The organism is Thermus sp. CCB_US3_UF1, from assembly GCF_000236585.1.
GTDB lineage: Bacteria > Deinococcota > Deinococci > Deinococcales > Thermaceae > Thermus.
Genome location: NC_017278.1, coordinates 507,225 through 532,048 on the forward strand (window position 1 = coordinate 507,225; position 24,824 = coordinate 532,048).

The 24,824-nt window shown below is 70.1% G+C and carries 25 protein-coding genes; 12 read left to right on the top strand and 13 right to left on the bottom strand.

The annotated features are described in order from the left end of the window. Positions 1-52 precede the first annotated feature (52 nt). From TCCBUS3UF1_RS02445 to TCCBUS3UF1_RS02470, 6 genes are read left to right on the top strand one after another with little or no spacing between them, the layout of a single operon-like run. A complete protein-coding gene (locus tag TCCBUS3UF1_RS02445) occupies positions 53-2,824 on the top strand; it encodes a tetratricopeptide repeat protein (protein ID WP_041433695.1) in 2,772 nt (923 codons plus the stop codon). A 19-nt stretch (positions 2,825-2,843) separates the two neighbouring features. Next, positions 2,844-3,662, top strand: a complete 819-nt coding sequence (locus tag TCCBUS3UF1_RS02450) for a menaquinone biosynthesis family protein (RefSeq protein WP_014514916.1) — start codon at positions 2,844-2,846, stop codon at positions 3,660-3,662. A 9-nt stretch (positions 3,663-3,671) separates the two neighbouring features. Then, on the top strand, positions 3,672-4,298 hold the full coding sequence (locus tag TCCBUS3UF1_RS02455; protein ID WP_014514917.1) for a Crp/Fnr family transcriptional regulator: 627 nt from the start codon (positions 3,672-3,674) through the stop codon (positions 4,296-4,298). Positions 4,299-4,308: 10 nt separating this feature from the next. Beyond that, positions 4,309-5,763 (top strand): bacillithiol biosynthesis cysteine-adding enzyme BshC, encoded by a 1,455-nt coding sequence (gene bshC / locus TCCBUS3UF1_RS02460; RefSeq protein ID WP_014514918.1) that lies wholly within the window; start codon positions 4,309-4,311, stop codon positions 5,761-5,763. A gap of 24 nt (positions 5,764-5,787) precedes the next feature. After that, positions 5,788-6,870 (top strand): SpoIID/LytB domain-containing protein, encoded by a 1,083-nt coding sequence (locus TCCBUS3UF1_RS02465; RefSeq protein ID WP_014514919.1) that lies wholly within the window; start codon positions 5,788-5,790, stop codon positions 6,868-6,870. 4 nt (positions 6,871-6,874) lie between these two features. After that, positions 6,875-7,321 (top strand): methylated-DNA--[protein]-cysteine S-methyltransferase, encoded by a 447-nt coding sequence (locus TCCBUS3UF1_RS02470; protein ID WP_014514920.1) that lies wholly within the window; start codon positions 6,875-6,877, stop codon positions 7,319-7,321. On the opposite strand, the gene TCCBUS3UF1_RS02475 is transcribed toward TCCBUS3UF1_RS02470, so the two are convergent. After that, complete coding sequence (locus tag TCCBUS3UF1_RS02475) at positions 7,318-8,745, bottom strand: glycoside hydrolase family 13 protein (RefSeq protein WP_014514921.1); 1,428 nt, start codon at positions 8,743-8,745, stop codon at positions 7,318-7,320. The two genes, TCCBUS3UF1_RS02470 and TCCBUS3UF1_RS02475, sit on opposite strands and share 4 nt — an antisense overlap. 92 nt (positions 8,746-8,837) lie before the next feature. Between TCCBUS3UF1_RS02475 and gmk the strand changes: the two genes are divergently transcribed. The 5 genes from gmk to TCCBUS3UF1_RS02500 are packed head-to-tail and all read left to right on the top strand — an operon-like array spanning position 8,838 to position 12,098. Beyond that, positions 8,838-9,500, top strand: a complete 663-nt coding sequence (gene gmk / locus TCCBUS3UF1_RS02480; protein WP_014514922.1) for a guanylate kinase — start codon at positions 8,838-8,840, stop codon at positions 9,498-9,500. Further along, positions 9,481-9,783 (top strand): DNA-directed RNA polymerase subunit omega, encoded by a 303-nt coding sequence (gene rpoZ / locus TCCBUS3UF1_RS02485; protein ID WP_014514923.1) that lies wholly within the window; start codon positions 9,481-9,483, stop codon positions 9,781-9,783. Before gmk ends, rpoZ begins: the two co-directional genes overlap by 20 nt. Continuing rightward, a complete protein-coding gene (coaBC, locus tag TCCBUS3UF1_RS02490; protein ID WP_014514924.1) occupies positions 9,784-10,974 on the top strand; it encodes a bifunctional phosphopantothenoylcysteine decarboxylase/phosphopantothenate--cysteine ligase CoaBC in 1,191 nt (396 codons plus the stop codon). It begins immediately after the preceding gene. 10 nt (positions 10,975-10,984) lie between these two features. Further along, positions 10,985-11,482, top strand: coding sequence for an arginine repressor (argR, locus tag TCCBUS3UF1_RS02495; protein WP_014514925.1), 498 nt, complete (start codon positions 10,985-10,987; stop codon positions 11,480-11,482). Positions 11,483-11,486: 4 nt separating this feature from the next. Continuing rightward, on the top strand, positions 11,487-12,098 hold the full coding sequence (locus TCCBUS3UF1_RS02500; RefSeq protein WP_014514926.1) for a MarC family protein: 612 nt from the start codon (positions 11,487-11,489) through the stop codon (positions 12,096-12,098). Here TCCBUS3UF1_RS02500 and TCCBUS3UF1_RS02505 read toward each other — a convergent pair. The 3 genes from TCCBUS3UF1_RS02505 to glyA are packed head-to-tail and all read right to left on the bottom strand — an operon-like array spanning position 12,082 to position 16,058. Continuing rightward, on the bottom strand, positions 12,082-13,248 hold the full coding sequence (locus tag TCCBUS3UF1_RS02505) for a diguanylate cyclase (protein WP_014514927.1): 1,167 nt from the start codon (positions 13,246-13,248) through the stop codon (positions 12,082-12,084). The genes TCCBUS3UF1_RS02500 and TCCBUS3UF1_RS02505 overlap by 17 nt on opposite strands. Then, positions 13,245-14,801 carry a DNA repair protein RecN gene (locus TCCBUS3UF1_RS02510; protein WP_014514928.1) on the bottom strand — a complete coding sequence of 519 codons (1,557 nt, stop codon included), beginning with the start codon at positions 14,799-14,801 and terminating at the stop codon, positions 13,245-13,247. Before TCCBUS3UF1_RS02510 ends, TCCBUS3UF1_RS02505 begins: the two co-directional genes overlap by 4 nt. Positions 14,802-14,834: 33 nt before the next feature. Further along, entirely contained in the window at positions 14,835-16,058 is a 1,224-nt protein-coding gene (gene glyA, locus TCCBUS3UF1_RS02515; protein ID WP_014514929.1) for a serine hydroxymethyltransferase, read from the bottom strand. Between the two features lie 46 nt (positions 16,059-16,104). Between glyA and TCCBUS3UF1_RS02520 the strand changes: the two genes are divergently transcribed. After that, positions 16,105-16,371: a hypothetical protein gene (locus TCCBUS3UF1_RS02520; protein ID WP_014514930.1), complete on the top strand. Its 267-nt coding sequence runs from the start codon at positions 16,105-16,107 to the stop codon at positions 16,369-16,371. On the opposite strand, the gene purF is transcribed toward TCCBUS3UF1_RS02520, so the two are convergent. Genes purF through TCCBUS3UF1_RS02565 form a run of 9 tightly spaced genes read right to left on the bottom strand, consistent with a single transcriptional unit; the run spans position 16,368 to position 24,789 of the window. Continuing rightward, positions 16,368-17,759, bottom strand: a complete 1,392-nt coding sequence (gene purF / locus TCCBUS3UF1_RS02525; protein WP_014514931.1) for an amidophosphoribosyltransferase — start codon at positions 17,757-17,759, stop codon at positions 16,368-16,370. The genes TCCBUS3UF1_RS02520 and purF overlap by 4 nt on opposite strands. Further along, complete coding sequence (gene purL / locus TCCBUS3UF1_RS02530) at positions 17,752-19,929, bottom strand: phosphoribosylformylglycinamidine synthase subunit PurL (RefSeq protein WP_014514932.1); 2,178 nt, start codon at positions 19,927-19,929, stop codon at positions 17,752-17,754. Before purL ends, purF begins: the two co-directional genes overlap by 8 nt. Then, entirely contained in the window at positions 19,929-20,642 is a 714-nt protein-coding gene (locus tag TCCBUS3UF1_RS02535; RefSeq protein ID WP_014514933.1) for an HAD family hydrolase, read from the bottom strand. The genes purL and TCCBUS3UF1_RS02535 overlap by 1 nt, the downstream gene beginning before the upstream one ends. Further along, a complete protein-coding gene (gene purQ / locus TCCBUS3UF1_RS02540; protein WP_014514934.1) occupies positions 20,639-21,319 on the bottom strand; it encodes a phosphoribosylformylglycinamidine synthase subunit PurQ in 681 nt (226 codons plus the stop codon). The genes TCCBUS3UF1_RS02535 and purQ overlap by 4 nt, the downstream gene beginning before the upstream one ends. Beyond that, entirely contained in the window at positions 21,316-21,570 is a 255-nt protein-coding gene (gene purS / locus TCCBUS3UF1_RS02545) for a phosphoribosylformylglycinamidine synthase subunit PurS (RefSeq protein WP_014514935.1), read from the bottom strand. Before purS ends, purQ begins: the two co-directional genes overlap by 4 nt. Positions 21,571-21,573: 3 nt before the next feature. Beyond that, positions 21,574-22,275, bottom strand: coding sequence for a phosphoribosylaminoimidazolesuccinocarboxamide synthase (purC, locus tag TCCBUS3UF1_RS02550; protein ID WP_014514936.1), 702 nt, complete (start codon positions 22,273-22,275; stop codon positions 21,574-21,576). A 49-nt stretch (positions 22,276-22,324) separates the two neighbouring features. After that, the gene (purB, locus tag TCCBUS3UF1_RS02555) at positions 22,325-23,635 is read right to left on the bottom strand and encodes an adenylosuccinate lyase (RefSeq protein ID WP_014514937.1); all 1,311 of its coding nucleotides are present in this window, start codon (positions 23,633-23,635) and stop codon (positions 22,325-22,327) included. A gap of 3 nt (positions 23,636-23,638) precedes the next feature. After that, complete coding sequence (locus TCCBUS3UF1_RS02560) at positions 23,639-24,229, bottom strand: intradiol ring-cleavage dioxygenase (protein ID WP_014514938.1); 591 nt, start codon at positions 24,227-24,229, stop codon at positions 23,639-23,641. After that, a complete protein-coding gene (locus TCCBUS3UF1_RS02565) occupies positions 24,229-24,789 on the bottom strand; it encodes a YceI family protein (protein ID WP_014514939.1) in 561 nt (186 codons plus the stop codon). The genes TCCBUS3UF1_RS02560 and TCCBUS3UF1_RS02565 overlap by 1 nt, the downstream gene beginning before the upstream one ends. Positions 24,790-24,824 lie beyond the last annotated feature (35 nt).

Sequence of the window (24,824 nt, forward strand, 5' to 3'; positions counted from 1 at the left end):
GGCGGGTTTCCCTATGGACCAATCGCCCTTTCCCCTGGTACACTTCCGGCAAATGCCGGACGAGCTAAGGCTTTACCTGAAGGAGCGGTTTGGCGTTCAGGGGCCGGTTTCCCCTTCCCGCTTTGAGGCGGAGCTGGCCAGGCGCCTGGGCAGCCCCGGCAAGCGCCAACCCCTGCTCCGGGCCTGGCGGGCCTACCTGGGGGGTGGGGGCCGGGAGGCGGTGCGAAGTTTTTACCGCGAGGTCCTGAAGGTGCCCCGGGGGGAGGCCCTGGTCTACGGCATGCACCTGCCCTTCCTGGAGTTTTACGCCCGGGAGCTACCCCAAAGGGTGGAGGGCCGGGTCCTGGAGGTGGGGGCCTTCACCGGGGCCCTGGTGGGGTACCTGCAAAGGAAGCGGCCCGAGCTCTCCTGGCACGCCCTGGACGGGGTGGAGGAGGCGGTGGCGGTGGGGCGGAGGCGGGTGCCGGAGGTGGCCTGGCACCTGGGCTGGGCGGAGGAGGTGGAGCTCCCTCCCTTTGACACCCTGCTCCTCCTCTCCGTCTTCCCCGAGGGCTGGGTGGAGGAGGGGATGGAAAGCCGCCTGGAGCCCGAGGCCTTTTGGAAGCGCTTTTCTTTCTTTGCCCGCCTCCCCCGTTTCCTCCGCCTCCTCCGCCCCGGGGGGCTTTTGGCCTACGGCCACGGCCCCTTCCTGGGCAAGAGCCTCGAGGGGGTGGAGGAAGGGCTGAGGCGGCTAGGCTTTCAGGAGGTGGAGCGGGTGGGGGAGGGGGAGTACTTCCTGGTCCTGGCCCGGAGGCCCGAGGCCCTGGCGGAGGTTTCCCTAGAGGAGGCCTGGGAGGACCTCCCTGCCCTAGAGGAACCTGTGGCCGTGGCCGTGGCGGAACCCGACCTGGCCGAGGTCCAGGCCCTTCTGGAAGCCGGGCAGTACGCCGAGGTCCTTGCCCGCCTGCCCGAGGGGGTGGAAGGGGAGGCCGCCTACCTGCGGGGCAGGGCCCTCTTTGCCCTTTCCCGCTTTGCCGAGGCTGAGGAGGCCCTGCGGCGGGCCATGCGGGAGGAGGCGGAGGACTTGAGGGCCTTGGTCCTGGTGGAGCTCAAGGACTACGAGCGGGCTAAGGGGCGCCTCGAGGCCCTGGCCGGGCGGGGGGGGCGGTACCGCCTGGCCCTGGGCCGGGTCTACCTGGCCCAGGGGCGGTACGCGGATGCCCTGCGCCAGTTCGTGGAGTCGGGCCTGCCCGAGGCCGAGGTCTACGTGCGGGAGGCCCTGGAGGGGATCGAGGGGCGCATGCGCCGCTTCGCCCGGGAAGGGGAGTGGACCGAGGTGAGCCGCCGGGCGGAGTTCGTGGAGGACCTCTCCCCGGGGCTCCTCACCCGGGAGATGCTCCGGCTTGGCCTAAGGGCCGCCCTCCTCCAGGGCCTCTTCGCCCGGGCGGAGCGCTACGCCCGGAGGCTGGCCGATTTGGATGAGGCGGAGGGCTTTTTGGGCCTGGCCCTGGCCGCCGTGCGCCTGCGCACCCCCTTGGAGCACAAGGGGGAGGACCTGAAGGCGGTGGAGCCCTACCTCACGGAGGCCCTGGCCCGGGCGGAGATCCCCGAGGCCCTCCTCCTTTTGGGCATCCTGCGGGAGCGGGAGGGGCGTTTCCGCGAGGCCCTTTACCTCCTGGAGCGGGCGGCCCGCCACGGGGAGGGGGAGGTGGCGGGGATGGCCTTCCACCACCTGGCGGAGGTGAAGCGGGCCCTGCGCCGGCCCCTGCGGGAGGTGCTGGGGGACCACAAGCGGGCCCACGCCCTGAAGGCCTACCCCGCCCCCTACCTCTTCCACCTGGCCCAGGAGGCCCTGGCCGGGGGGGAGGAGGTCCTGGCCCGGGAACTCCTCTCCCGGGCCCGGGATGCCGGGCTTGCCGAGGTGGCGGAGGAGGACCTCTTGGGCCTGCTTTCCCTTTTGGAGAGGCTGGAGGGGCCTTGGGCGGCCTTTAGCGTCCTCTACCAGGCCCTAGGCCGCACCCCCAGGCCCCCCTTGGAGCTTTTGGCCCTGGCCTACCGCCTCTCCCGCTCCTTCCGGGAAAGCCCCGAGGCGGAAAGCGTGCGGGGGCAGTACCTGGCGGCCCTGTACGGGGCAGGGCGGGCCAAGGAGGCGGAGGCGGTCCTCCTGGAGGAACTTAGGGCCCACCCGCAGGCCCTGGAGGTCCTCTTTGACCTGGCGGAGCACCACGAGACCCAAGGAGAGTGGCGTCAGGCGGCGGAGTACTGGCAGAAGGCCCTGGAGGTGGCCCTCTACGGGGAGAAGGACCTGGGCCTGGCCCGGGAGGTGCTGCGCAACCTCCTCTTCCTGCGCCCCCACGACGAGAGCCTGGCCCTGTACCTGGAGGAGCTCAAGGCGGTGGGCCAGGGCCTGAAGGCCATGGGGGAGGAGCCCCCGGAAGTCCCCCAGGACCCCGAGGGGCTTTTGGAGGAGGCCCTGCCCCGCTTCCACGGGGAGCACCTTTTGGTGGTGGGGGGGCATACCCAGCTCCGGAGCCGTCTGGTGCCCCTTTTGGAGGCTCGGGGCCTCCGGGTGGACTGGTTTGATGCCGACAGCGCCGGGGTGGGGAAGGAGGCCCTGAAGCGCATCCAGAACCGCCTGGAAAAGGCCCATGGCCTGATGATCGTTTCCAGCTACGTGGGCCACGACCTTTCCGAGCCCGTGCGCCTCGAGGCCGAACGCCTGGGAGTACCCGTGCACATCATCCCTGGCCGGGCCCGGGGGGCCACGGGGTTCTTGCGGGCCTTGAAGGCCTTCGCCCCCGAACTCTTCAAGCGGGCCCTCAAGGGGCATGGCCGGGGCCCTTGAGGCGTGGTATAAGGGGGGCATGGAAGCCCTGGCCCTCGGCTACTCCCCCTGCCCCAACGACACCTTCATCTTCTACGCCCTCACCCACGGACGGGTGGAAAGCCCCCTCCCCATACAGCCGGTACTGGAAGACGTGGAGACCCTAAACCGCTGGGCCCTGGAGGGCCGGCTGCCCCTGACCAAGCTCTCCTACGCCGCCTACGGCCGGGTGCGGGACCGGTACGTGGCCCTGCGGAGCGGGGGGGCCCTGGGGCGGGGGGTGGGGCCCTTGGTGGTGGCGCGAAGGCCCTTGGAGAGCCTGGAAGGCGTACGGGTGGCCATCCCCGGACGCAACACCACGGCCTTCCTGCTCCTTTCCCTCTACGCCCAGGGCTTCCAGCCCCTCGAGGTGCGCTACGACCAGGTGATGCCCCTGGTGGCCCAGGGGGAGGTGGAAGCCGGTCTCATCATCCACGAAAGCCGCTTCACTTACCCCCAGTACGGCCTGGTCAAGGTCCTGGACCTGGGGGAGTGGTGGGAGGCCTGGACGGGCCTTCCCCTCCCCTTGGGGGGGATCCTGGCCCGGCGGGACCTGGGGGAGGAGCGGATCCGCGCCCTGGACCAGGCGGTGCGCCGAAGCCTAGAGTATGCCCTGGCCCACCCCGAGGAGACCCTGCCCTACCTGAAGGCCCATGCCCAGGAGATGGCCGAGGAGGTTCTCTGGGCCCATGTGCGTACCTACGTGAACGCCTTCAGCCTGGATCTGGGGGAGGAAGGGGAGGAGGCGGTGCGCCGCCTTTTGGCCGAGGCCGAGGCCCGGGGGCTCCTTCCCCCCTCCGCTGCCCCCCTCTTTTTGTAAACTCGGGGCATGTTCCAGGAGCTGGCCCCAGAGGCCCGGAGGGAGGCCGCCCGGGTCTTCCAACCCCTAAGGGTCCGGCGGGGCGCCCCTCTCTACGCCCTGGGGGACCCTGTGGACGGGCTTTACCTGGTGCGGGAGGGGTTTTTGTGGCTGGAGGGCCCCCGTTCGCCCACCGGGGAGGCCGCCACCTTGGGGGTGGTGGGCCCGGGAGGGCTTCTGGGCGAGGAGGCCTTGGTGGGGGAGGCGAGGCGCACCGCCGGGGCCAGCGCCCTCACCTACGGCGAGCTCCTCTTCGCCCCCAAGGGGGAGCTAAAGGCCCTGCGGGACCGCTTCCCGGAGGTGGAAGCCTGGCTCCTCAAGGGGATCTACGCCCGCCTCAAGGCGGCGGAAGAAAGGCTTTGGGAGGTACGCCACCTCTCCGTGGGCCAGCGCCTGGCCCGCCTCCTCCTAAGGCTTTCCCAGGGGGGCGAGGTAGCCCTTTCCCACCAGGACCTGGCCCACATGGTGGGGGCCACCCGGGAGACGGTGACCAAGCTTCTGGGGGAGTGGGCCCTTCTGGGCTGGGTGGACCTGGGCTACCGCCGGGTGGAGGTGCGGGCCCGGGAAGCCCTTGCCCAGCAGGCGGGGGCCCTTTAGGCTTGGGGGCGTGGAACCTGCCCTTCTGGCCCGCCTCCTGGGCCTACCCCAGGGGATGGAGGCCTTGCGGGAACGGATGGGCCGCGTGGGCCACCCCGGCCTCCTCCCCGCCCTTTCCGCCTACCTAAAGCGCCTGGGAGCCCCCGAGGAGGCCCGGCGTTTCCTGGAGCGCCTGCCGCAGGGGGCGGTGGTGACCGGCCAGCAGGCGGGGCTTTTGGGGGGGCCGGCCCTTACCTTTTACAAGGCCCACTCCGCCCTTTCCTTGGCCGGGGAGGTGGGGGGGGCGGCGGTCTTCTGGGTGGCCTCCCAGGACCACGACGTGGAGGAGGTCCGCCACCTCCACCTCCTTTGGGAGGAGGAGGTGCGCACCCTTTCCCTGCCCCTTCCCCCCCTGCCCGCAGGCCGCCTATCCCTCGAGCCCCACCGGGAGCGCTTGCGGGAATTCCTAGGCCCCTGGGCCCGCGAGGCCCGGGTGGCCTATGCCCTGGAGGGGCGGACCCTGGCCGAGTTCTTCGCCCGCCTCCTCCTGGCCTTCCTGGGGGAGCGGGGTCTTCTGCCCTTTGACCCCATGGCCGAGGAGCTGGCCCCCCTCTTCCAGGAGGCCCTGGAGCGGGAGCTTTCCGACCCCCTGGCCAGCGCCGAGGCCATCAACCAAGAGGCGGAGCGGATCCGCTCCCTGGGGGGTAAGCCGCCCCTGGGGCGGAAGCCGGGGGCCACCAACCTCTTTTTGGAAACCGATGCCCGGCGGCTTCTCCACTACGAAGGGGGGGTTTTCCGCGATGGGGTGCGGACCTACACCCGGAAGGAGCTTCTGGAACTCCTCCGCACCGACCCCACCCGGCTGACCCCGGCGGCGGGCCTGAGGCCCATCTTCCAGGACCTCGTCCTCCCTACCGCGGGCTTTGTGGTGGGGCCCAACGAGTTCCGCTACGTGGCCGAGCTCACCCGGGTCTACGGGCTTTACGGCCTGCCCGTTCCCGCCCTTTTCCTGCGCCTGCAGGGGGTGGTGCTGGAGCCCCCGGTGGTCCGCATCCTGGGGCGTTATGCCCTGGACCCCTGGGCCTTCCTGGCCCGGGGGGAGGAGGCCTTTTTGGATGCCGTGCGGAAGACCCTGGAGGAGTTCCGCCAGCTAGAGGAGGACCTGGCCCGGCTCCTGGCCCAGGCGGAGGCCCTGGCGGAGCGGGCCAAAGCCCTGGAGCCCACCCTGGAACGGCCTTTTCGCCGGTACCGGGCGCGGCTTCAAGGGGAAGGGGAGAGGCTTTGGCGCAAGCTCCTGCGGGCCCGCCTGCACCGGGATGGGGTCTTGCTCCACCACCTGGAGCGCCTCAAGCGCCACCTCCTGCCCCTGGGCCTTCCCCAGGAGCGGGTCTTTCCCTTTGCCATGTACGCCCTCCGCCACCCCGAGGCCCTGCGCCGCCTGGAGGAGGCCCCGGGGTACGGCCGGGCGGTTTTGACCCTGGGTTAGGTGGTAATCTGGGGGCGAGGCCGTATGGCGCGTGGCTGGCTCCTTATCCTCCTTCTGCCCCTCCTCCTTTTCCCGTTCCATTCCCCGGGGTGGGGCCAGGCCAAGGACCTTCTCCTGCGGGTCCTCCTCAAGGAGGTGCCCCTGGGACAGGAGGTGCCCCTTGCCCTCCCCCAGGGCGAGGTGGTGGTCCGGGGGATGGGGGAGGGGGTAGCGGTGGAGGGACGGGTTCAGCCCTTCTGGGACCTGGCGGTGCCCTACTTCCGCCTCGAGGGGCGCCCCTACCGCGGGGGGGTGCGCCTCCTGGTCCAGGGGGAGAGGCTTTTGCTGGTGAACCTGGTCCCCCTGGAGGACTACCTCCTCGGGGTTCTGCCGGGGGAGATGCCCCAAGGGTTTCCCCTCGAGGCCCTCAAGGCCCAGGCGGTGGTGGCCCGCACCTTCGCCGTGAACCGCCTGAACCCCAGGGCCCCCTACGACCTTTGCGCCAGCGAGCTCTGCCAGGTCTACCTGGGCCTGGGGGCGGAGACGGCCAGGCACAGGGAAGCGGTGGCCGCCACCCAGGGCCAGGTCCTAAGCTACGGGGGCAGGGCCATCTCCGCCCTCTACCACGCCGACTCGGGCGGCATGACCGCAGGGAGCGAGGAGGTCTTTGGAAACGCCCTACCCTACCTGCGCCCCCGTCCGGACCCCTATGCCCGGGGACCCAAGAGCGCCTGGCGCCTCCGCCTCACCCCGGAGGCCGCCTCCCGGGCCTTGGTGTCCCTGGGGCGCACCCCCAAGGGCCAGGATCCCCCGCAGGTGCTGGAAAGGAGCCCCTCGGGCCGGGCGTGGCGGGTGCGCCTTTTGGGGGTGGAGGTGCAGGGCCCCGAGGCGGGGCGCCTCCTCCGCCTCATGGGCCTGCCCTCGGCCCTGGCGGAGTTTGAGGGCTGGGAGGTGGCGGGCCGGGGGGCCGGGCACGGGGTAGGCCTTTCCCAGTGGGGGGCCAAGGGCATGGCCGAGGCCGGCTACGCCTACCGGGAGATCCTCGGCCACTACTTCCCCGGCACCTTCCTCTCCGACCTCCTCCTGGCCGAGCCCCCTTTCCCCGGGGCCCTGGCCCGGCTACCTTAAGGGCATGCTCCTTTCCACCCCCATCGGCCCCCTATGGCTGGAGGTTTCCCCCTTAGGGGTGCGCCGCCTGGTGCCCGCCCTCTTCCCCCGGGGCAAGGAGGCGGAAGGGCCCTGGGCCGAGGCGGTGCGGGAAGGGGTCCGGGCCTACTTCGCCGGGGCGAAGCCGGATTTCTTGGACCTTCCCCTGGACTACACCGGCCTTTCCCCGGCCCGGGTAGCCCTGTACGAGCGGGTACGCCGCATCCCCTACGGGCGGAAGGAAAGCTACGGGAGCCTGGCCCGGGAGCTGGGCCTTTCCCCCCGGGCGGTGGGGGCGGGGATGCGGGCCTCCCCCTTCTTCCTCCTGGTTCCCGCCCACCGGGTGGTCCACGCCGACGGGCGGCTTGGGGGGTTCGCCGGACAGGAGGGGCTTAAGGCCTGGCTCCTCCGCTTTGAGGGGGCCTGGCCCTAGACCTCGGCCCAGACCGCCACGGAAAAGGGGGGAAGCTCGGGGCCGCAGAGCCGGCCCCCCATGGGGGTGCAGGAGGCCCCGGAGAGGAGGTCCACCGCCTGGGCCCCCCGGGGCAGGGCCCCGCGCAGGGGGAAGTCCTGGCGGAAGGGTTCAGGGCTGGCGTTGACCACCACCAGGTAAGGCCCACGGGTAAAGGCCAGGTGCCCGTCGGCGGCGTAGACCCGGGCGTAAGGGGCGGTGCGGAGCTCGGGGTGTTCCTGGCGAAGCCGGGCCAGGCGGCGCACGGTTTCCAGGATCTCCCGTTTCCAGCGGGCTTCCTCCCAGACCATGCCCCCGCGGTTCTCCGGGTCCATCCCCCCTTCCATCCCGATCTCCTCCCCGTAGTAGACCGTGGGGTTTCCCGGCAGGAGGAAGAGGAGGGCGAGGGCCAGCCGGGCCCGCGCCACGCTCCCCCGGAGGAGGCTGAGGAGGCGGGGGGTGTCGTGGGAGGTCAGGAGGTTCATCTGGGCCCGCACCACCTCGAGGCGGTAGCGGCCAAAAAGCCCTTCCAGCCGGTGGCTGAAGGCCAGGGCCTGCAGGGGCTCGATCCGCCCCAGGCCCGAGCGGGCCGCGAGCTCCCGGTCCAAGGCCTCCCCGCCCACGAAGCCCAGGATGGCCCGGGCAAGGGGGTAGTTCATGGTGGCGTCAAACATGTCCCCCTGGAGCCAGGCCTCGGCTTCCTCCCAGATCTCCCCCACGATGTAGGCCTCGGGGTTGGCCCCCTTGACCCGGCGGCGGAAGGCCCGCCAGAACTCCGGATCCCGGATCTCGTTGGGCACGTCCAGCCGCCAGCCGTCGGCCCCGAAGCGGATCCAGTGCTCGGCCACCCCCAGGAGGTAGTCCCGCACCGCCGGGGTTTCCACCCGGAGCTTGGGGAGCTCGGGGTTGCCCCACCAGGCCTCGTAGTTGGGCTGGGGGGCGTAGGGGTTCAGGGGGAAGCCCTTCACGTAGTACCAGTCCCGGTAAGGGCTTGCCTCCCCGTTTTCCAGGAGGTGCTGGAAGGCGAAGAAGCCCCGGCCCGTGTGGTTGAAAACCCCGTCCAGGATCACCCGGATCCCGTGGGCGTGGGCCACTTCCAGGAGGTGCCTTAGGGCCTGGTTTCCCCCCAGCAAGGGGTCCACCTGGAGGTAGTCCGTGGTGTGGTAGCGGTGGTTGGCGGTGGAGGCGAAGATGGGGTTCAGGTAGAGGGCCTCCACCCCCAGGCCCTTCAGGTAGGGGATTTTCTCCGCCACCCCCCAGAGGGTACCCCCCTTGAACCCCCGGAGGCTCGGGGGGGCCTCCCAAGGCTCCAAGGGTCCGGCGGGGGCCGGCCTGCCCGGGGGGCCGGCGCGGAAGAAGCGGTCGGGGAAGATCTGGTAGAAAAAAACGCCCTCGTACCAAGCCACGCCCCCAAGTGTACCACGGGCGAAATGTGCCTAGAGCACAAAAATCCTTGCCCGGAGGAAGGGGGTTCTGGTATCCTCCCGGGGTGAAGGGTATGCGGGGCCGCCTCTTCGTCATGACCGGGGCCAGCGGGGTGGGGAAGGGCACGGTGCGGGCCCGCGTGCTGGAGCGTACCCGCCTCTTTTACTCCATCTCCATGACCACCCGGCCCCCTAGGCCGGGGGAGCGGGACGGGGTGGACTACTACTTCGTGGACCGCCCCGCCTTCGAGGCCCTTCTGGCCCAGGATGGGTTCCTGGAGCACGCCGAGTACGTGGGCCACCTCTACGGCACCCCCAAGGCCCCGGTGGAGCGGGCCCTGGCCCGGGGGGAGGATGTGCTCTTGGAAATTGAGGTCCAAGGGGCCCTCCAGGTGCGGGCCAAGGTGCCGGAGGCGGTTCTCATCTTCCTTCTGCCGCCTTCCCTTTCCGAGCTGAAGCGCCGCCTGGTCTACCGGGGCAAGGATAGCCCAGAAAAGATCCAAAAACGTTTGGCGCAGGCGGAGTGGGAGATCCAGAACGCCCACCTCTTTGACTACGTGGTGGTGAACGACGTGCTGGAGGAGGCGGTGGCCGACTTTCTGGCCATCCTGACCGCAGAGCGGCGGCGGACTCCCAGGATGGCCCGGGCCCTGGAACGGGCCCTAAAGCGGGATGGGGATCTGGAAGCGGAGCTGGACGAGATCTTGCGGAGGAACCATGGCGGAACCCGGGATTGACAAGCTGTTTGCCCTGGTGGATTCCAAGTATCGGCTTACGGTGGTGGTGGCCAAGCGGGCGCAGCAGCTTTTGCGCCACCGCTTCAAGAACACCGTGCTGGAGCCGGAGGAAAGGCCCAAGATGCGCACCCTGGAGGGGCTTTACGACGATCCCAACGCCGTCACCTGGGCCATGAAGGAGGCCTTGACGGGCCGGTTGGTCTTCGGGGAGAACCTGATCCCCGAGGACCGGCTGCAGAAGGAGATGGAAAGGCTCTACCCGGTGGAGGAAGAGGAGGCCTAGGTGGCCCGGGTCCTGGTGGCGGCGACGGGGGGGGTGGCGGCCATCAAGGTGCCCCACCTCCTCCGCCTTCTGCGGGCGGCGGGGCACGAGGTGCGGGTGCTGGCCACCCCCAGGGCCCTGGAGTTCGTCACCCCCCTCTCCCTGGCGGTGGCCGCGGGGGGGGAGGTGGCTACGGAGGAGGCCTGGTTCCGCCCCGATGGCCGGGCCCTGCACATTGAGCTGGCCCGCTTTGCCGACGTGGTCCTGGTGGCCCCGGCCACCGCGGACGCCCTGGCCAAGGCCGCCTTGGGCCTGGCCGACGACCTCCTTTCCGCCACCTTGCTGGCCGGGGCCAAGCGGGTGGCCTGGGCCCCGGCCATGAACCAGGCCATGTGGCTCGCCCCCCAGACCCAGGCCCACGTGGAGCGGCTTAAGGCCTTGGGCCATGCCGTCTTCGGCCCCGCCTACGGCCCCCTGGCCGCGGTGGGGGAGGGGGAGGGCTGGGGGCGGATGCTGGAGCCCGAGGAGCTGGTGGAGCGCCTCCACGCCTTCCTCACCCCCAAGGACCTCCAGGGCTTAAGGCTTTTGGTCTCCGCTGGGCCTACCCGGGAGTACCTGGACCCGGTGCGCTTCCTCTCCAACCCTTCCTCAGGGCGCATGGGCTACGCCGTGGCCGAGGCGGCCCGGGACCGGGGGGCGGAGGTGGTGCTGGTGGCCGGGCCCACCTGCCTCCCTGACCCCTGGGGGGTGGAGGTGGTGCGGGTGGAAAGCGCCTTGGAAATGCGCGACCGCCTCCGGGAGCGCTACCCCTGGGCCCAGGGGGTGGTGATGGCCGCGGCGGTGGCCGACTACCGCCCGGCGGAGGTCCTTGCGGAGAAGGAGCCTAAGGTGGAGGCGGAAAGGATCCTGCGCCTGGTGCCCAACCCCGATATCCTCAAGGAGCTGGGGCAGGAGAAGGGGGATAAGGTCCTGGTGGGCTTCGCCATGGAAACCGGGGAGGGCCTGGAGCGGGCCAAGGGGAAGCTTTGGCGCAAGAACCTGGACCTCATCGTCCTCAACTGGGTGAACCGGGAGGGGGTGGGCTTCGGCAGCCCCGAGAACGAGGTGGTCCTGCTCCTCAAGGATGGGCGGATCCTGGAGCTTCCCCGGATGTCCAAGCGCCAGGTGGCCGACCGTATACTGGATTTCGTCAAAGAGTTTTGGCAAGCCTAAAGGGGTGTCTATGCGAAGCAAGGCGGAACGGCACCGCGCCATCCAAGAGATCGTGAGCCGCGAGGAGATCGGTACCCAGAAGGAGCTGGTGGAGCGGCTTAGGCAGTTGGGTTTTGACGTGACCCAGGCCACGGTGAGCCGGGATATCGCCGAGCTCCGCCTGGCCCGGGTGGCCCTGGGCAAGGGTCGGCACAAGTATGCCCTTCCCTCCCTGGAGCTGCCGGAGGATGTGCACGAGGAGCTGAAACGCCAGTTTGGCCTCTTTGTGAAGGACGTGGACCGGGGCGGCAACATCCTGGTGGTGAAGACCGCCGAGGGCCACGCCTCGGGCATCGCCCTCCTCATGGACCGCCTCAGGCGGGACGAGATCGTGGGCACCCTGGCCGGGGAGGACACCATCTTGGTGGTGGCCCGGAGCGAGGAGGGGGCCAAGGCCCTGGAGGAGGAGTTCGGGGAGCTCCTGGTGGCGGGGAAGGCTGGCAAACGGGCCCCTGGGCTGCCCTCCTAAAGCGGTGCTGGAACTTTTCCTCAAGTCTTTCCTTACCCTCTTCGTGGTCGTGGACCCCGTGGGGCTGGTCCCCGTCTTCCTGGCCCTGGCCGGGGACCGCCCCCCGAGGAAGCAGGCCCAGATCGCCAAGAAGGCGGTCCTGGTGGCGGGGGGGCTTCTGGTCTCCTTCTTCTTCTTTGGCCGCGGGCTTTTGGAGCACCTGGGGATCAGCCTCGAGGCCCTGCGCATCGCCGGGGGCATCCTGCTTTTTCGCATCGCCACCGAGATGGTCTTCGCCCATCACGAGCGGGAAACCGAGGAGGAGAAGGACGAGGCCCTCCACAGGGCCGACATCTCCGTCTTCCCCTTGGCCATCCCCCTCATCGCCGGCCCCGGGGCCTTGGCCAGCGTCCTCATCCTGGGGGGGGAGGCCCGGGGGACGCCTTGGGGCTGGGCGGTGGTCCTCCTCACCGCTTTTTTGGTCCTCCTCCTGGCCTACCTCTTCCTGCGGGCTGCCCTGCACGTGCGCCAGGTTCTGGGACGCACCGGGGTTAACGTGGTCACCCGGGTCCTGGGCCTTCTTTTGGCGGCCCTGGCGGTGCAGTACGTGGCCGATGGGGTCAAGGGCCTCCTTTAGCCCGGTACATGCGTCGGTCGGCCTCCTCCAGGGCCTCCTCCAGGCTTTCCTCCCCCACGCAAAGCCCCCCCGCCGCCACCCCGTAGGGTAGGTTGGCCTGAAGCCGGGCGATGAGGAGGGGGATCTCCTCCGGGGAAAGGCCCAGGTGCAGGCTGACGAACTCATCCCCCCCCACGCGGAAGGCCAGGTCCCGGCGGCGGGAAAGGCTTTTCAGGGCCGTGGCCAGGCTTTTCAGGGCCCGGTCCCCGGCGGCATGGCCTTCCCGGTCGTTCAGGGCCTTCAGGCCGTTGAGATCCCAGTAGATGAGGCCCAAGGGCTCCCCCAGGGTGCGGGCCTCGGCCTGGAGCTGGGGGAAGGTCTCCTCCAGGGCCCGGCGGTTGCCCAGCCCCGTCAAGGGATCGGTGCGGGCCTTCTCCTGCAGGGCTTGCCGCTCCCGCATGGCCTTGAGGAGCAAGGCGGCCTCCAGGGCGAAGGCTTGGGCGAGCTCCAGGGAGAGGGGGGTGAAGGCCTCGGGGTGGCTGAAGCTGTCCAGGTTCATGGCCGCCAACACCTCCCCTTCCAGGACGATGGGCAGGCCTAAGGTGGCCTGGATCTCCAGGAGGCGGCCGTGCTCAAAGAAGGCAGGCCGGGCCTCCACGGTGCTCAGGCTGGAGAGGTGGCGGATCTCCGTCCCCTTCAGCACCCGGGGGCGGCCCTTGAGCCAGTTGTCCACCCCCAGGCCATACCAGGCCAGCTCCTCCTCCAAGGAGGTGCGGGCCCCCAGGAGGTCTTCCGAGAACCCTTCCTGGGCCACCAGGTAGAAGAAGCCCCCCTCCCGCAGCAGGATGCTTCCCGCCTCGGCCCCTGGCACCACCGCCACCGCTTCCCGGATGAGGTCCTGAAGAAGTCCCTCGGGCTCTTCGTGCTGCAAAAGCCCTTTCAGCACGGCGAGAAGGCTTTGGTAGGCCCGGGCCCGGATGGCCAGGGGAGTGGTTTCCAGGAGGAGGAGGTAGGTCCCCTCCGGGGTGGGGAGGCGCACCACCTGGTAGCTCCGCTCTTCCACCTCCAGGGTCTCCCCTTGGGGGAGGGGAAGGCCTTGGGCCAGGGCGTTGGCCACCACCTCCTCCCCTCGCAGGAGGAAGACGGGGTAGGGGGCTTCCAGGGGGTTCATGGGCGCTCCAGGAGGAGGCGGGCGTGGGCTAAAGCGGCCTCGGTGTACTGGCCGGAGAGGAGACGGGCCAGCTCCCGCACCCGGGCCTCCCCTTCCAGGACCTCCACCCGCACCTCGCTCCCTTCCTTGACCACCCGGAGGTGGCGGTGGGCCCGGGCGGCCACCTGGGGCAGGTGGGTCACCACCAGGACCTGGCGGCTTTCCGCCAGGCGGGCCAGGCGCTCGGCCAGTTTCCAGGCCGTCTCCCCACCCACCCCGGTGTCCATCTCGTCAAAGACCACCGTGGGGGCCTCGGCCCCGGTAAGGAGGGCCAGGGCCAAGGCGATGCGGGAAAGCTCCCCGCCGCTGGCGGCGCCTAGGGGGGCGGGGGGCAGGTGGGGGCTTGCGGAGAAGCGGAAGGCCACCTCCTCCAGGCCGAAGGGCCCGGGTTCAGGGAGGGGGAGGAGTTCCACCTGGAAGCGCGCCTGGGGGAGGCCCAGGGCCGAGAGTTCCGCCTCCATGCCCCGGGCCAGCCGTTGGGCCGCCTGGGCCCGGGCCTCCGTGAGGGCTTCGCCGGCGGCGAGGAGGGTTTCCCGGCTGGCCCGCACCGCGCGCCTTACCGCCTCGAGGCGCTCCTCACCGCCTTCCAGCGTCCGAAGTTCCTCCTGGGCCCTTTGGGCATGGGCCAGCACCTCCTCCAGGGTGGGGCCGTACTTGCGCTTGAGCCTCTCCAGGAGGGAGAGCCGGGCCTCGAGGGCCGCCAGGCGCTCGGGGTCCCCCTCCAGGCCCTCCAGGTAGTCCTCCAGCTCCCGGGCCACGGCCCTGGCCCCCTGCAGGGCAGCTTCCAGGTCCCCGGCCAGGGCTTCCAGGGCCCGGTCAAACCGGCCGCCCCCGCGGAGCTCCCGCACAGCCCCCTGGAGGAGGTCCAAGGCCCCTTCCTCGGCCAGGAGAGCGTAGGCCCGGCCTGCCCGCTCCCTAAGGGCTTCCAGGTGCCTAAGCCTTTCCGCCTCCTGCCAAAGCTCCTGGTCCTCTCCCGGGCGGGGCTTGGCCTCCTCAATCTCCCGAAGCTGGAAGCGCAGGAGGTCTTCCCGCTCGCTCCGCATCCTCAAGGCCTCCTCTAAGGCCCTCTGCTCGGCGAGGAGGGCCTGGTATTGGCCATAGGCCTCGGCGTAGGCCCCAAGGGTTTCGGGGGGGAGGAGGGCGTCCAGAAGGGCCCGTTGCCGCTTGGGGGAGAGGAGGGCCAAGGCGGCGTGCTGGGCGTGGAGGGAAAGCCAGCGCTCCGCCTCCTCCTGGAGTTCCTTGAGGCTCACCACCTCCCCGTCGATCCGCGGGGTGGAGCGGCTACCCACCCGGCGGGAGAGGACCCGCTCCGGGAAGAAGGCGGTGACCAGGAGGCTTTCCCCGAAGGGTCCCAGAAGCCCTTCCGCCTTTTCCCCCAGGAGGAGGGCTAAGGCGTCCACCAGGAGGCTTTTGCCCGCGCCCGTCTCCCCGGTGAGGACGTTGAGCCCGGGGCCGAGCTCCAGGACGGCCTCCCGGATGGCGGCGAGGTTCTGGACCTCGAGGCGTAAGAGCATCCCCTTCCCATTCTAGGGCACCCCCAGGCGGGGCTAAGGCATGGGGTGGGCCAGGGCCAGGCGGCGCACCTCCTCCCGCAGGGCCTCGGAGGGGCCTTCCGTGAGGGCGCGGTCCATGAGCTCGGCCACGCGGGGCATCTCCTCTGGGGTGAAGCCCCGGGTGGTGATGGCGGGGGTGCCCACGCGGATCCCCGAGGTGACCCGGGGGGGCTTGGGGTCAAAGGGGATGGCGTTCTTGTTCACCGTGATGCCCACCGCGTCCAGCCTTTCCTCCGCCTCCTTGCCCGTGAGGCCCTTGGGGCGCAGGTCCACCAGGAAGAGATGGTTGTCCGTGCCCCCGGTGACGATGCGGTACCCCCTTTCTGCCAGCTCGGCGGCCAGGCGCTGGGCGTTTTGCACCACCAGGCGGCTGTAGGCTTTGAACTCTGGCTGCAAAGCCTCAAAGAAGGCCACCGCCTTGCCGGCGATCACGTGCTCCAGGGGGCCGCCCTGGATGCCGGGGAAGATGAGCTTATCGATCTTCTTGCCCAGCTCGAGGTCGTTGGAAAGGATGAGGCCGCCCCGAGGGCCCCGTAGGGTCTTGTGGGTGGTGCTGGTCACCACATGGGCGTAGGGGATGGGGTTGGGGTGGAGGCCCGCGGCCACCAGCCCGGCGAAGTGGGCCATGTCCACCACCAGGTAGGCCCCCACCTCGTCGGCGATCTCCCGGAAGGCCTGGAAGTCCCAGAACCGGGGGTAGGCGCTGCTCCCGGCCACGATCACCTTGGGCCGGTGCTCCCGGGCCAGGCGGCGCACCTCCTCGAGGTCAATCCGCTCCGTATCGGGCCGGACCCCGTAGGACACCACCCGGTAGAGCTTCCCCGAGAAGTTCACCTTGGCCCCATGGGTGAGATGCCCCCCGGCGGCCAGGTCCATGCCCATCAGGGTGTCCCCGGGCTCCATCAGGGCCATGTAGACGGCCATGTTGGCCTGGGAACCGGAATGGGGCTGGACGTTGGCCCAGGCTGCCCCAAAGAGGGCCTTGGCCCGCTCCATGGCCAGCCGCTCCACCTGGTCAATGACCTCGCACCCCCCGTAGTACCGGGCCCCCGGGTAGCCCTCGGCGTACTTGTTGGTGAGGACGCTCCCCACCGCTTCCCGCACCTGGGCGGAGACGAAGTTCTCGCTGGCGATGAGCTCCAGGCCCTCCCGCTGGCGCTTTTCTTCCAGGGCGATGAGCTCAAAAAGGGCCTCGTCCCGCAAGCTGGTCCTGACCATAGGCCGATTATAGGCCCTGGCCCTGGGGGCCTGCTAAGCTTGAGCCATGAAAGGGAATACCTTCACCATTGCCAAGTGGGCGGCCCTTCTCCTTTTGGCCATCCTTCTCCTGACCATTCTCCTTATCAACTTCACCTCCAGCCGCGACCTGCCCGAGCTGGTGCGGGTCCAGGTGGAGCGGTATGCGGTGTGCAGCTACTGGTTCTTTGGCTGGCACCTGGCCTCCACCGGGGCCTTTGCCTTCGCCTTCTTGGCCCTGGGTTTCCTCCTGGGCCTAGGGGCGGGGCTTTTCCTCCGCTGGGGGCGGCCTTAGAGGAGTTCTAGGGCCAGCTTCTCGCCTTCTAAGGGCACCCCGGCAGGGTAGCGTCCGTTGAAGCAGGCCAGGCAGACGGGCCCCCCGATGGCCCGCCGCACCCCCTCCTCGGAGAGGAAGGCCAGGCTTTCCGCCCCGATGTAGGCCCGGATCTCCTCCACGCTCTTCTCCGCGGCGATCAGCTCCTTGCGGGCGGCGGTATCGATGCCGTAGTAGCAGGGGAAGCGGATGGGGGGGCTGGAGACGCGGAAGTGGACCTCCACCGCCCCGGCCTCCTTCAGCATGCGCACGATCCGCTTGCTGGTGGTGCCGCGGACGATGGAGTCGTCGATGAGCACCACCCGCTTGCCCCGCACCGCCGAGGTGGGGGAGAGCTTCAGGCGGGTCTTCAGGTCCCTCAGCTCCTGGGTGGGCTGGATGAAGGTGCGCCCGGCGTAGGGGTTTTTGTAGAGGCCGTACTCCAGGGGGAGGCCCGAGGCCCGGGCGTAGCCCACCGCCGCCCCGATCCCCGAGTCCGGAACCGGCACCACGATGTCCGCCTCTGCCGGGGCCTCGCGGAAGAGCTCCTCCCCCATCCGCACCCGGGCCTGGTAGGCCTCCACCCCGTCCAGGAGGCTGTCGGGCCGGGCGAAGTAGATCCACTCAAAGGCGCAAGGGGTAGGGCTTGGGGGCAGGACCTGGAGGCTTCGCAGTTCCCCCTCCTCCACCCAGACCAACTCCCCTGGGCGCACGTCCCGCAGGTACTCCGCCCCCATGAGGGCCAGGGCCGGGGGTTCGGAGGCGAAGGCGTAGCCCCGGGGCAGGCGGCCAATGGCCAGGGGCCGGACCCCGTGGGGGTCCCGCAGGGCCAGGAGGGTGGTGCGGTCCATGAGGAGGATGGAATACCCCCCCTCGAGGGCCTTCATGGCCTCGGCGGCCGCCTGGGGTAGGGGAAGGTGGGCCAGGCGGGCGATGAGGTAGAGCATCACCTCGGTGTCGCTGGTGCTCTGGAAGGTGGCCCCCTCCTGCAGGAGGCGGTCCCGTAGGGGCTTGGCGTTGGTGAAGTTGCCGTTGTGGGCGATGGCCAGCACCCCGTGGGCGGTCCTGGCCGTGAGGGGCTGGGCGTTGAAGCGCAGGTTGGACCCCGTGGTGGAGTAGCGGGCGTGGGCCAGGCCCAGCCGGGCCTGGGGCAGGCGGAGCTTGGCCAGGCGCTCCTCGGTGAAGACCTGGTTCACCAGGCCCAGGTCCTTCTCCACCAAAAAGGCTTGCCCGTCGGAAACGGCGATGCCCGCGGCCTCCTGGCCCCGGTGCTGCAGGGCGAGAAGCCCAAGGTGCAAAAGCCCCGCCGCGTCCAAGGGGCTTTGGCTCCAAAGGCCCAGGATCCCGCACTCCTCCTGGGGCTTATCCATCCAGCACCTCCCTGAGGGGCTCCTTCCAGGCGGCCATAAGCTCGCGCACCTCCCACTCTAGCACCCCTTCCGGGGTCAGGACCGTGAGGGTCTCCCCCCCCGTCTCCCCCAGGACGCGGTAGGGGAGGCCTAGGGCCTCCAGGCGCCCCGTGGCCTCGGCCAGCTTTTCCTTGGCCACGGTGAGGAGGATGCGGCTTGGGGCCTCGCCGAAGAGGGCCTCCAGGCCCCGCTCCCGCACCTCCACCGTGGCCCCCAGGCCGTAGGGGAAGGTCATCTCGGCCAGGGCCACCAGGAGGCCGCCCTCGGCCAGGTCGTGGGCGGTGGCGGTGAGGCCCAGGCCGATGAGCTCCCGGATGGCCTCCTGGACCCGGCGCTCTTCCACGAGGTCCAGGGCCGGGGGATGGCCCAGCTCCAGGCCGGTGAGGAGGTAAAGAAGCTCGCTTGCCCCCAGCTCCCCCCGCGCCTCGCCCAGGAGGAGGATGACCTCCCCTGGCCGCCTAAAGCCCATCTCCGCCCGCTTGCGGATGTCCAGCACCCCCACCACCCCCACCATGGCCGTGGGGGGGATGCGCCGGCCCCCGCTTTCGTTGTAGAGGGAAACGTTCCCCGAGACCACGGGCACGCCCAAGGCCTCGCTGGCCTCCTTGAGGCCCTCCAGGGTTTCCTTGAGCTCAAAGTACCCTTCCGGGGTTTCGGGGCTGCCCAGGTTGAGGCCGTCGGTGTAGGCCAGGGGTCTGGCCCCCACCACGCTCACGTTGCGGCAGGCCTCAGCCAGGGCGTGCATGGCCCCCAGGCGGGGGTGGAGGCGGCTATACCGGGGGTTTTGGTCCACCTTGGCCGCCAGGCCCAGCTGGGTCCCCTTGATCCAGAGCACCGCGGCATCCCCCCGGCCCGGCAGCAGGGCGGTGCGGGTCCCCACCTGGTGGTCGTAGCGCTCGTAGACCGCCTCCCGGCTCGCCAGGTTGGGGGAGGAGAGAAGGCGGGGGAGGACCTCCTGGGGATCGGCCTGGAGGGGAGGGAGGGGGGTTTCCCGCAGCCTGCGGATCTCCGGGTCCTCCCGCCCTACCCGCACGTAGGTGGGGGCTTCGGCCAGGGCCTCGGTGGGCACCTCGGCCACCACCTCCCCCCGGAAGCGGACGCGGAAGACCCTTTCCGGGACCGTGCGGGCCACGGCCACGCAGTCCAGGCCCCACCGCCGGAAGACCTCTTCCAGGGCCTCCTCCTTCCCCTCCTTGGGCACCAGGACCATGCGCTCCTGGCTTTCCGAGAGGAGGAGCTCTATGGGCCCCATGCCCGCCTCCCGGGTGGGCACCCGGTCCAGGTCCAGCTCCACCCCCAGGCCCGACTTGTGGACCAGCTCGGAAAGGCTGGAGGTGAGCCCCGCCGCCCCCATGTCCTGGACCCCTTCCACCAGGTCCCTCTCAATGGCCTCGAGGGTGGCCTCCATCAGGAGCTTGCCCAGGAAGGGGTCCCCCACCTGCACCGCGGGCCGGTCCTCCTCCTTATCCTCCCCAAGCTCCTTGCTGGCAAAGGCCGCCCCCCCGATGCCATCCCGGCCGGTCTTGGCCCCGGCGTAGTAGATGGGCCGGCCCAAGGAGGCCCGGCTCCGCTTTAGCTGTTCCTCCCGGAGGAGGCCCAGGCACATGGCGTTCACCAGGGGGTTTTCCCGGTAACCCTCGTGGAAGTAGAGGTCCCCCCCCACGGTGGGCACGCCGATGGCGTTGCCGTAGTGGGCGATGCCCGCCACCACCCCCTTGAAGAGGTAGCGGCTACGGGGGTCCTGGGGGGGGCCGAAGCGGAGGGAGTCCAGGAGGGCGATGGGCCTGGCCCCCATGCTCATGATGTCCCGCAGGATCCCTCCCACCCCCGTGGCCGCCCCCTGGAAGGGCTCCACCGCCGAGGGATGGTTGTGGCTCTCGATCTTGAAGGCCACCGCCCACCCTTCCCCCAGGCGCACCACGCCCGCGTTCTCCCCCGGGCCCTGGAGGACGGCCTCCCCCTCCTTGGGGAGCTCCTTGAGGAGGGGGCGGGAGTTCTTGTAGGCGCAGTGCTCGCTCCACATCACCTTGAAGAGGAAGAGCTCCACCCGGTTGGGCTCCCGCCCAAGCTTCCTAAGGATCGCCCGGTACTCCTCCTCGGGGATGCCGATCTCCTTGGCGAAGGCTTCCATCACTCTAAAAGGGAAAGGAGCTCGCGGTGGTCCTTGACCTTGGCCGTGGGCCGCACCTCCCCGTTCACCTCCCTTAGGCCCACGTACTGCACGGCCCAGGGGTAGCCGGTGGCGAAGGCCCCGCGGATGTCCGTCTGGGGCAGGTCGCCCACGTGGAGGGCCTCCTCCGGGGCCACGCCCAGGGCGGAAAGGGCCGCCTGGAAGGCCTCGGACCGGGGTTTCACGTAGCCCGTCTCGTCGGAGAAGCTGTAGGCCTGGAAGACCTCGAGGCCCTGCCGCTTCAGGTGTTCCCTGAGCAGGCGCCCCGGGGTCATTCCGGTGTCGGAGACCAGGGCCAGGGGGTAGCGCCGGGAAAGCTCCCGGAGCACCCCCACCCCGGGCAAGGGGGTGAGGTCCACCAGGAGGGAGCTTTCCTCCAGCTTCCGGGCGGTGAGGGCGATGAGCCCGGGGTCATGGGGGGCCCCCAGGAGGGCGAAGATGCGGGCCACCCGGTCGTAGACCGGCATGTGTTCCCCGGCCTTCCAGGCCTCCTCAAAGGCCAGGGTCGCCTGGCGGTAGGCCTCCCGCACCTCGTGTTCCTCTGCCGGATGGCCGGCCTCGGAGAGGGCATCCAGCAGGATCTCGTACCGCACGGGCATGACCTTTTCCAAAAACGCCGGCCCCTCGGTGAAAAGGGTTCCCCAGAAATCAAAGGTTATGGCTTTGGGTTTCATCGCGCCACCTCCAAAAGCCCCAGGAACAGGGGCAGCCCGTCCTCACCCCCCAGGATGGGGTCCACGGCCCGCTCGGGATGGGGCATCATCCCGAGCACGTTCCCTCCCTCGTTCACGATGCCGGCGATGTCGTTCAGGCTCCCGTTGGGGTTAGGGTCCGCCTCCCCCCGCAAGGGGGCGTAGCGGAAGACCACCTGCCCCTCCCCCTCCAGCCGCGCCAGGGTTTCCGGGTCGGCGTAGTACCTCCCTTCCGCGTGGGCGATGGGCAGGCGCAGGACCTGGCCCGGGGCGTAGCGGCGGGTGAAGGGGAGGTCGGTGCGCTCCACCCGCACCCCCACCTCCTTGCAGGTGAAGTGGAGGTTCAGGTTGGCCAGCAGGGCCCCCGGCAGCAGGCCGGCCTCGGTGAGCACCTGGAAGCCGTTGCACACCCCGATGACCAGCCGGCCTTCCCGGGCGAAGCGGCGCACCTCGGCCATCACCGGGCTCTTGGCCGCCAGGGCCCCGGGGCGCAGGTAGTCCCCGTAGCTGAACCCCCCGGGCAGGAAGATCCCGTCAAAGCCCCGGAGGTCGGTTTCCGTGTGCCAGACGTAGGTGGCCTCGAGGCCCGCCTTGGCCAGGGCAAAGCGGGCGTCCTCGTCGCAGTTGGAGCCGGGGAAGCGGACGATGGCCCACTTCATGGGAGTTCCTTTAGGGCCTCCAGGGCGAAGACCTCCATCACCGGGTTGGCCAAAAGCCGCCCCATGGTGAGGGCCTTTTCCTCCGCCTGCAGGAGGTTTTCCGCCGGGAAGACGATTTCCAGCACCTTGCCCACCCGCACCGAATCCACCGGGTGGCCGAGGCCCCGCAAGACCCCCTCCACCGCCCGGCCCTGGGGGTCCAGGATCCCGTCCTTAAGCTCAATGAGCAGGGTGGCTTGGTACCTGGGCATGGGCTACACCCCCTCCCCGAGAACCCGCCGCAGGACCTCCTGGTACGCCTCCGCCACCCCTCCCAGGTCCTTGCGGAAGCGGTCCTTGTCCAGGGGTTCCCCGGTCTCCATGTCCCAAAGGCGCATGGTGTCGGGGGAGATCTCGTCGGCCAGGAGGATCTCCCCTTCCCGCCGGCCGAACTCCAGCTTGAAGTCCACCACCTCCAGCCCCCGCTCGGCGAAAAAGGCCTTGAGGAGCTCCCCCACCTTTAGGGTGGTGGCCCGGACCCCCTCCAGCTCCGCCTCCCCCGCCAACCCCAGGGCCAGGATGGCCTCGGGGCAGATCAGGGGGTCCCCCAGGGGGTCGTTTTTCAGGGAGAACTCCACCAGGGGCCCCTTCAGGGGGGTGCCCTCCTCCAGGCCGTAGCGCTTGGCGAAGCTCCCCGCGGCCCGGAAGCGCAGGATCACCTCCAGGGGGAGGATCTCCACCCGCTTCACCCGCATCTCCCGCTCGGAGACCTCCTCCAGGAAGTGGGTGCGGATGCCGTGGGCCTCCAGATAGCGGAAGAGGGCTGCGGAAACCTTGTTGTTCACCACCCCCTTGCCCGGGATCAGGCCCCGCTTCCTCGCGTTGAAGGCGGTGGCCTCGTCCTTGAAGTAGACCCTTAGGGTGTCCTCCCCCTCGGGGTAGAGGACCTTGGCCTTGCCCTCGTATAGCTTCTCCATGTTTCTCCTTGTGGACCCTATGGGCCCTTTTCCCCATTCTACGCGGGGCTCAAAGCCCGAAGCGGGCGTAGATGGCGTCCACATGCCGCAAGAAGGCCTGGGGGGAGAAGAGGGCCCCTAGGGCCTCCCCCTTGAGGGGGTTTTCCGGATCCATTTCCAGAAGCTCCCGGAAGTCCCTCCCTTCCTCAAAACTCTTCAGGGCGTTGCGCTGCACCAGGGCGTAGGCCCGGTCCCGGGGCAGGCCCTGGGCGATGAGGGCGTTCAGGACCTGCTGGGAGTAGACCAGGCCCCGGGTGAGCCCCAGGTTCCGCTCCAGGTTGGCCTCCAGGACCACCAGGCCCTCCAGGATGCCCCTAAGCCGCCTCAGGGCGTAGTGGGCGGCGGTGGTGGCGTCGGGGAGGACCACCCGTTCCACGGAGGAGTGGGAGATGTCCCGCTCGTGCCAGAGGGCGATGTTTTCCAGGGCGGGCTGGAGGTAGCCGCGGAGGAGGCGGGCCATCCCGGTGAGGTTCTCCAGGCCCACGGGGTTCTTCTTGTGGGGCATGGAGGAGCTTCCCGTCTGGCCCTCGCGGAAGGGCTCCTGGGCCTCCAGGACCTCGGTGCGCTGCAGGTGGCGGAGCTCCACCGCCACCCGCTCCAGGTTCCCTCCCAGGAGGGCCAGGGCTGCCAGGACCTCCGCGTGCCGGTCCCGGGGCACCACCTGGGTGGAGATGGGCTCGGGGACCAGGCCGAGCCGCCGGGCCACGTGGGCCTCCACCTCCGGGGGCACGTGGGCGTAGTTGCCCACCGAGCCGGAGAGCATGGCCACCCCGATGGCTTCTTTTGCCCTCCTTAGCCGTTCCTCGTCCCGGCCAAAGGCGGCGTAGAAGCTGAGGAAGCGCAGGCCGAAGCTGGTGGGCTCGGCGTGCACCCCATGGGTGCGGGCGATGGCCGGGGTGTGCTTGTAGCGCAGGGCCAGGCCCTTCAGGGCCTCCCTCACCCCTTGGAGCTCCTCGCCGATGAGGTCCAAGGCCTCCACCAGGAGGGCGTTTTGCGCCGTGTCCACCACGTCGGAGCTGGTGAGGCCCAGGTGGAGGTAGCGCCCCACCTCCTCGTCCCCCGTCCACTCGGCGAGGGCCCGGGTGAAGGCCACGAGGTCGTGCCGGGTCACCTCCTCCAGCTCCGCTACCCGCTGGGCGAAGGCCCTGTCTAAGGGTTTTTCCGCCAGCTTGTCCAAGAGCCTTGCCGAAAGGCCCTTCGGCACCTGGCCTAGGGCCTCCCAGGCCTCGAGGGCGTAGGCCTCCACCAGGGCCCAGGTGCGGTAGCGGTTCTCCTCCGACCAGAGCCGGGCCATCTCCGGGGTCTGGTAGCGCGGGACCATGCCCTAAGGGTACCCGAAGGGGAGGGTGAGGGGGAACTCGGCGGCGTACCCCTCCCCCTCAGGGCGTAGGCTCAGGAGGAGGTCGGCCCGGAAGATCCCGTCCTGGCGGTTCCCCACCCGGGGTAGGCCCCGCGCAGCGTAGGGGGGCCTGGCGTAGACCTGGCGCTGCACCTCCTCGGGGAAGAAGAGCTGGGTGGCGAAGCTTTGGCCTCCCGCCTCCACCCGGAGGTGCAGGTGGGGGGTGCGGCTGGGATACCAGCCGGGAAAGAGGGTGAGGAACTCCACCCGGCCCTGGGGGTCGGAGACCTCCCACCCCCGGCAGAAGGTCCCGGGGGCTTGGACCCCGGCGTAGCGCCCCAGGGCGTCCGTGTGCCACAGGTCCACCCGCGCCCCCCCTAGGGGCCGGCAGGCCCGGTCCCGGAGGGTAAGCCCAAGGCGCAGGGGCACCCCGGGGAGGCCCTCCCTCAGGTCCTTGCGCCGGGGCACCTCCCGCAGCCAGTAGGGGCCCTCGGTGAGGGCAGGGGTGGGAGGGCAGCCCCCCTGGGCCCGGACCCAGGCCAGGAGGGGCAGGGCCAAAAAGGCGCGCCGGTGCACTACCGCCTCCTCAGGGTAAGCTCCACCTCGAGGCGGATCCGGTTTTCCACGCTGAGCACCACGGCCACCCGGGGCTGGACCAGCCGGAACTTCTCAAAGGGGAACTCGGTCTTGAGGAGGACCTGGACCTCGCCCCCCTTGAACTCCGCCTCCCCCTCCCAGACCACCTCCTCGGTGGCCTCGCGCAGGGTCAGGTCCCCCACCACCTGCACGGGGAACCTGCCGCTTTGCGGCAGGGGGCTGGGCAGGCCCCGCACCTCCTTGGGGCGGAAGGTGGCGGTGGGGAAGCGGTCGGTTTGGAGGGTGTTTTGCCGCAGGTAGTTGTCCCGCCGGCTCTGGTCGCTCCTTAGCTCCCTCAGGTCCACCACAAACTCCCCCGAGGCCCGGCCCCCTTGGAGGGTGACCTGCCCCCGCACCGCCTTGGTGGTGCCTACGGCGTCGGTGATGCCCACCTGCACCAGCTGCTCCCGCACCCGGTAGCGGGCCTCCCCCTGGGCCACCTCAAAGCTCTGGGCCAATACGGGCAAGAAAAGCACCCAGACCCATACCCATCCCCGCACGGCCACCACCCCCTTTGCGCTACCAGCAGCCTAGC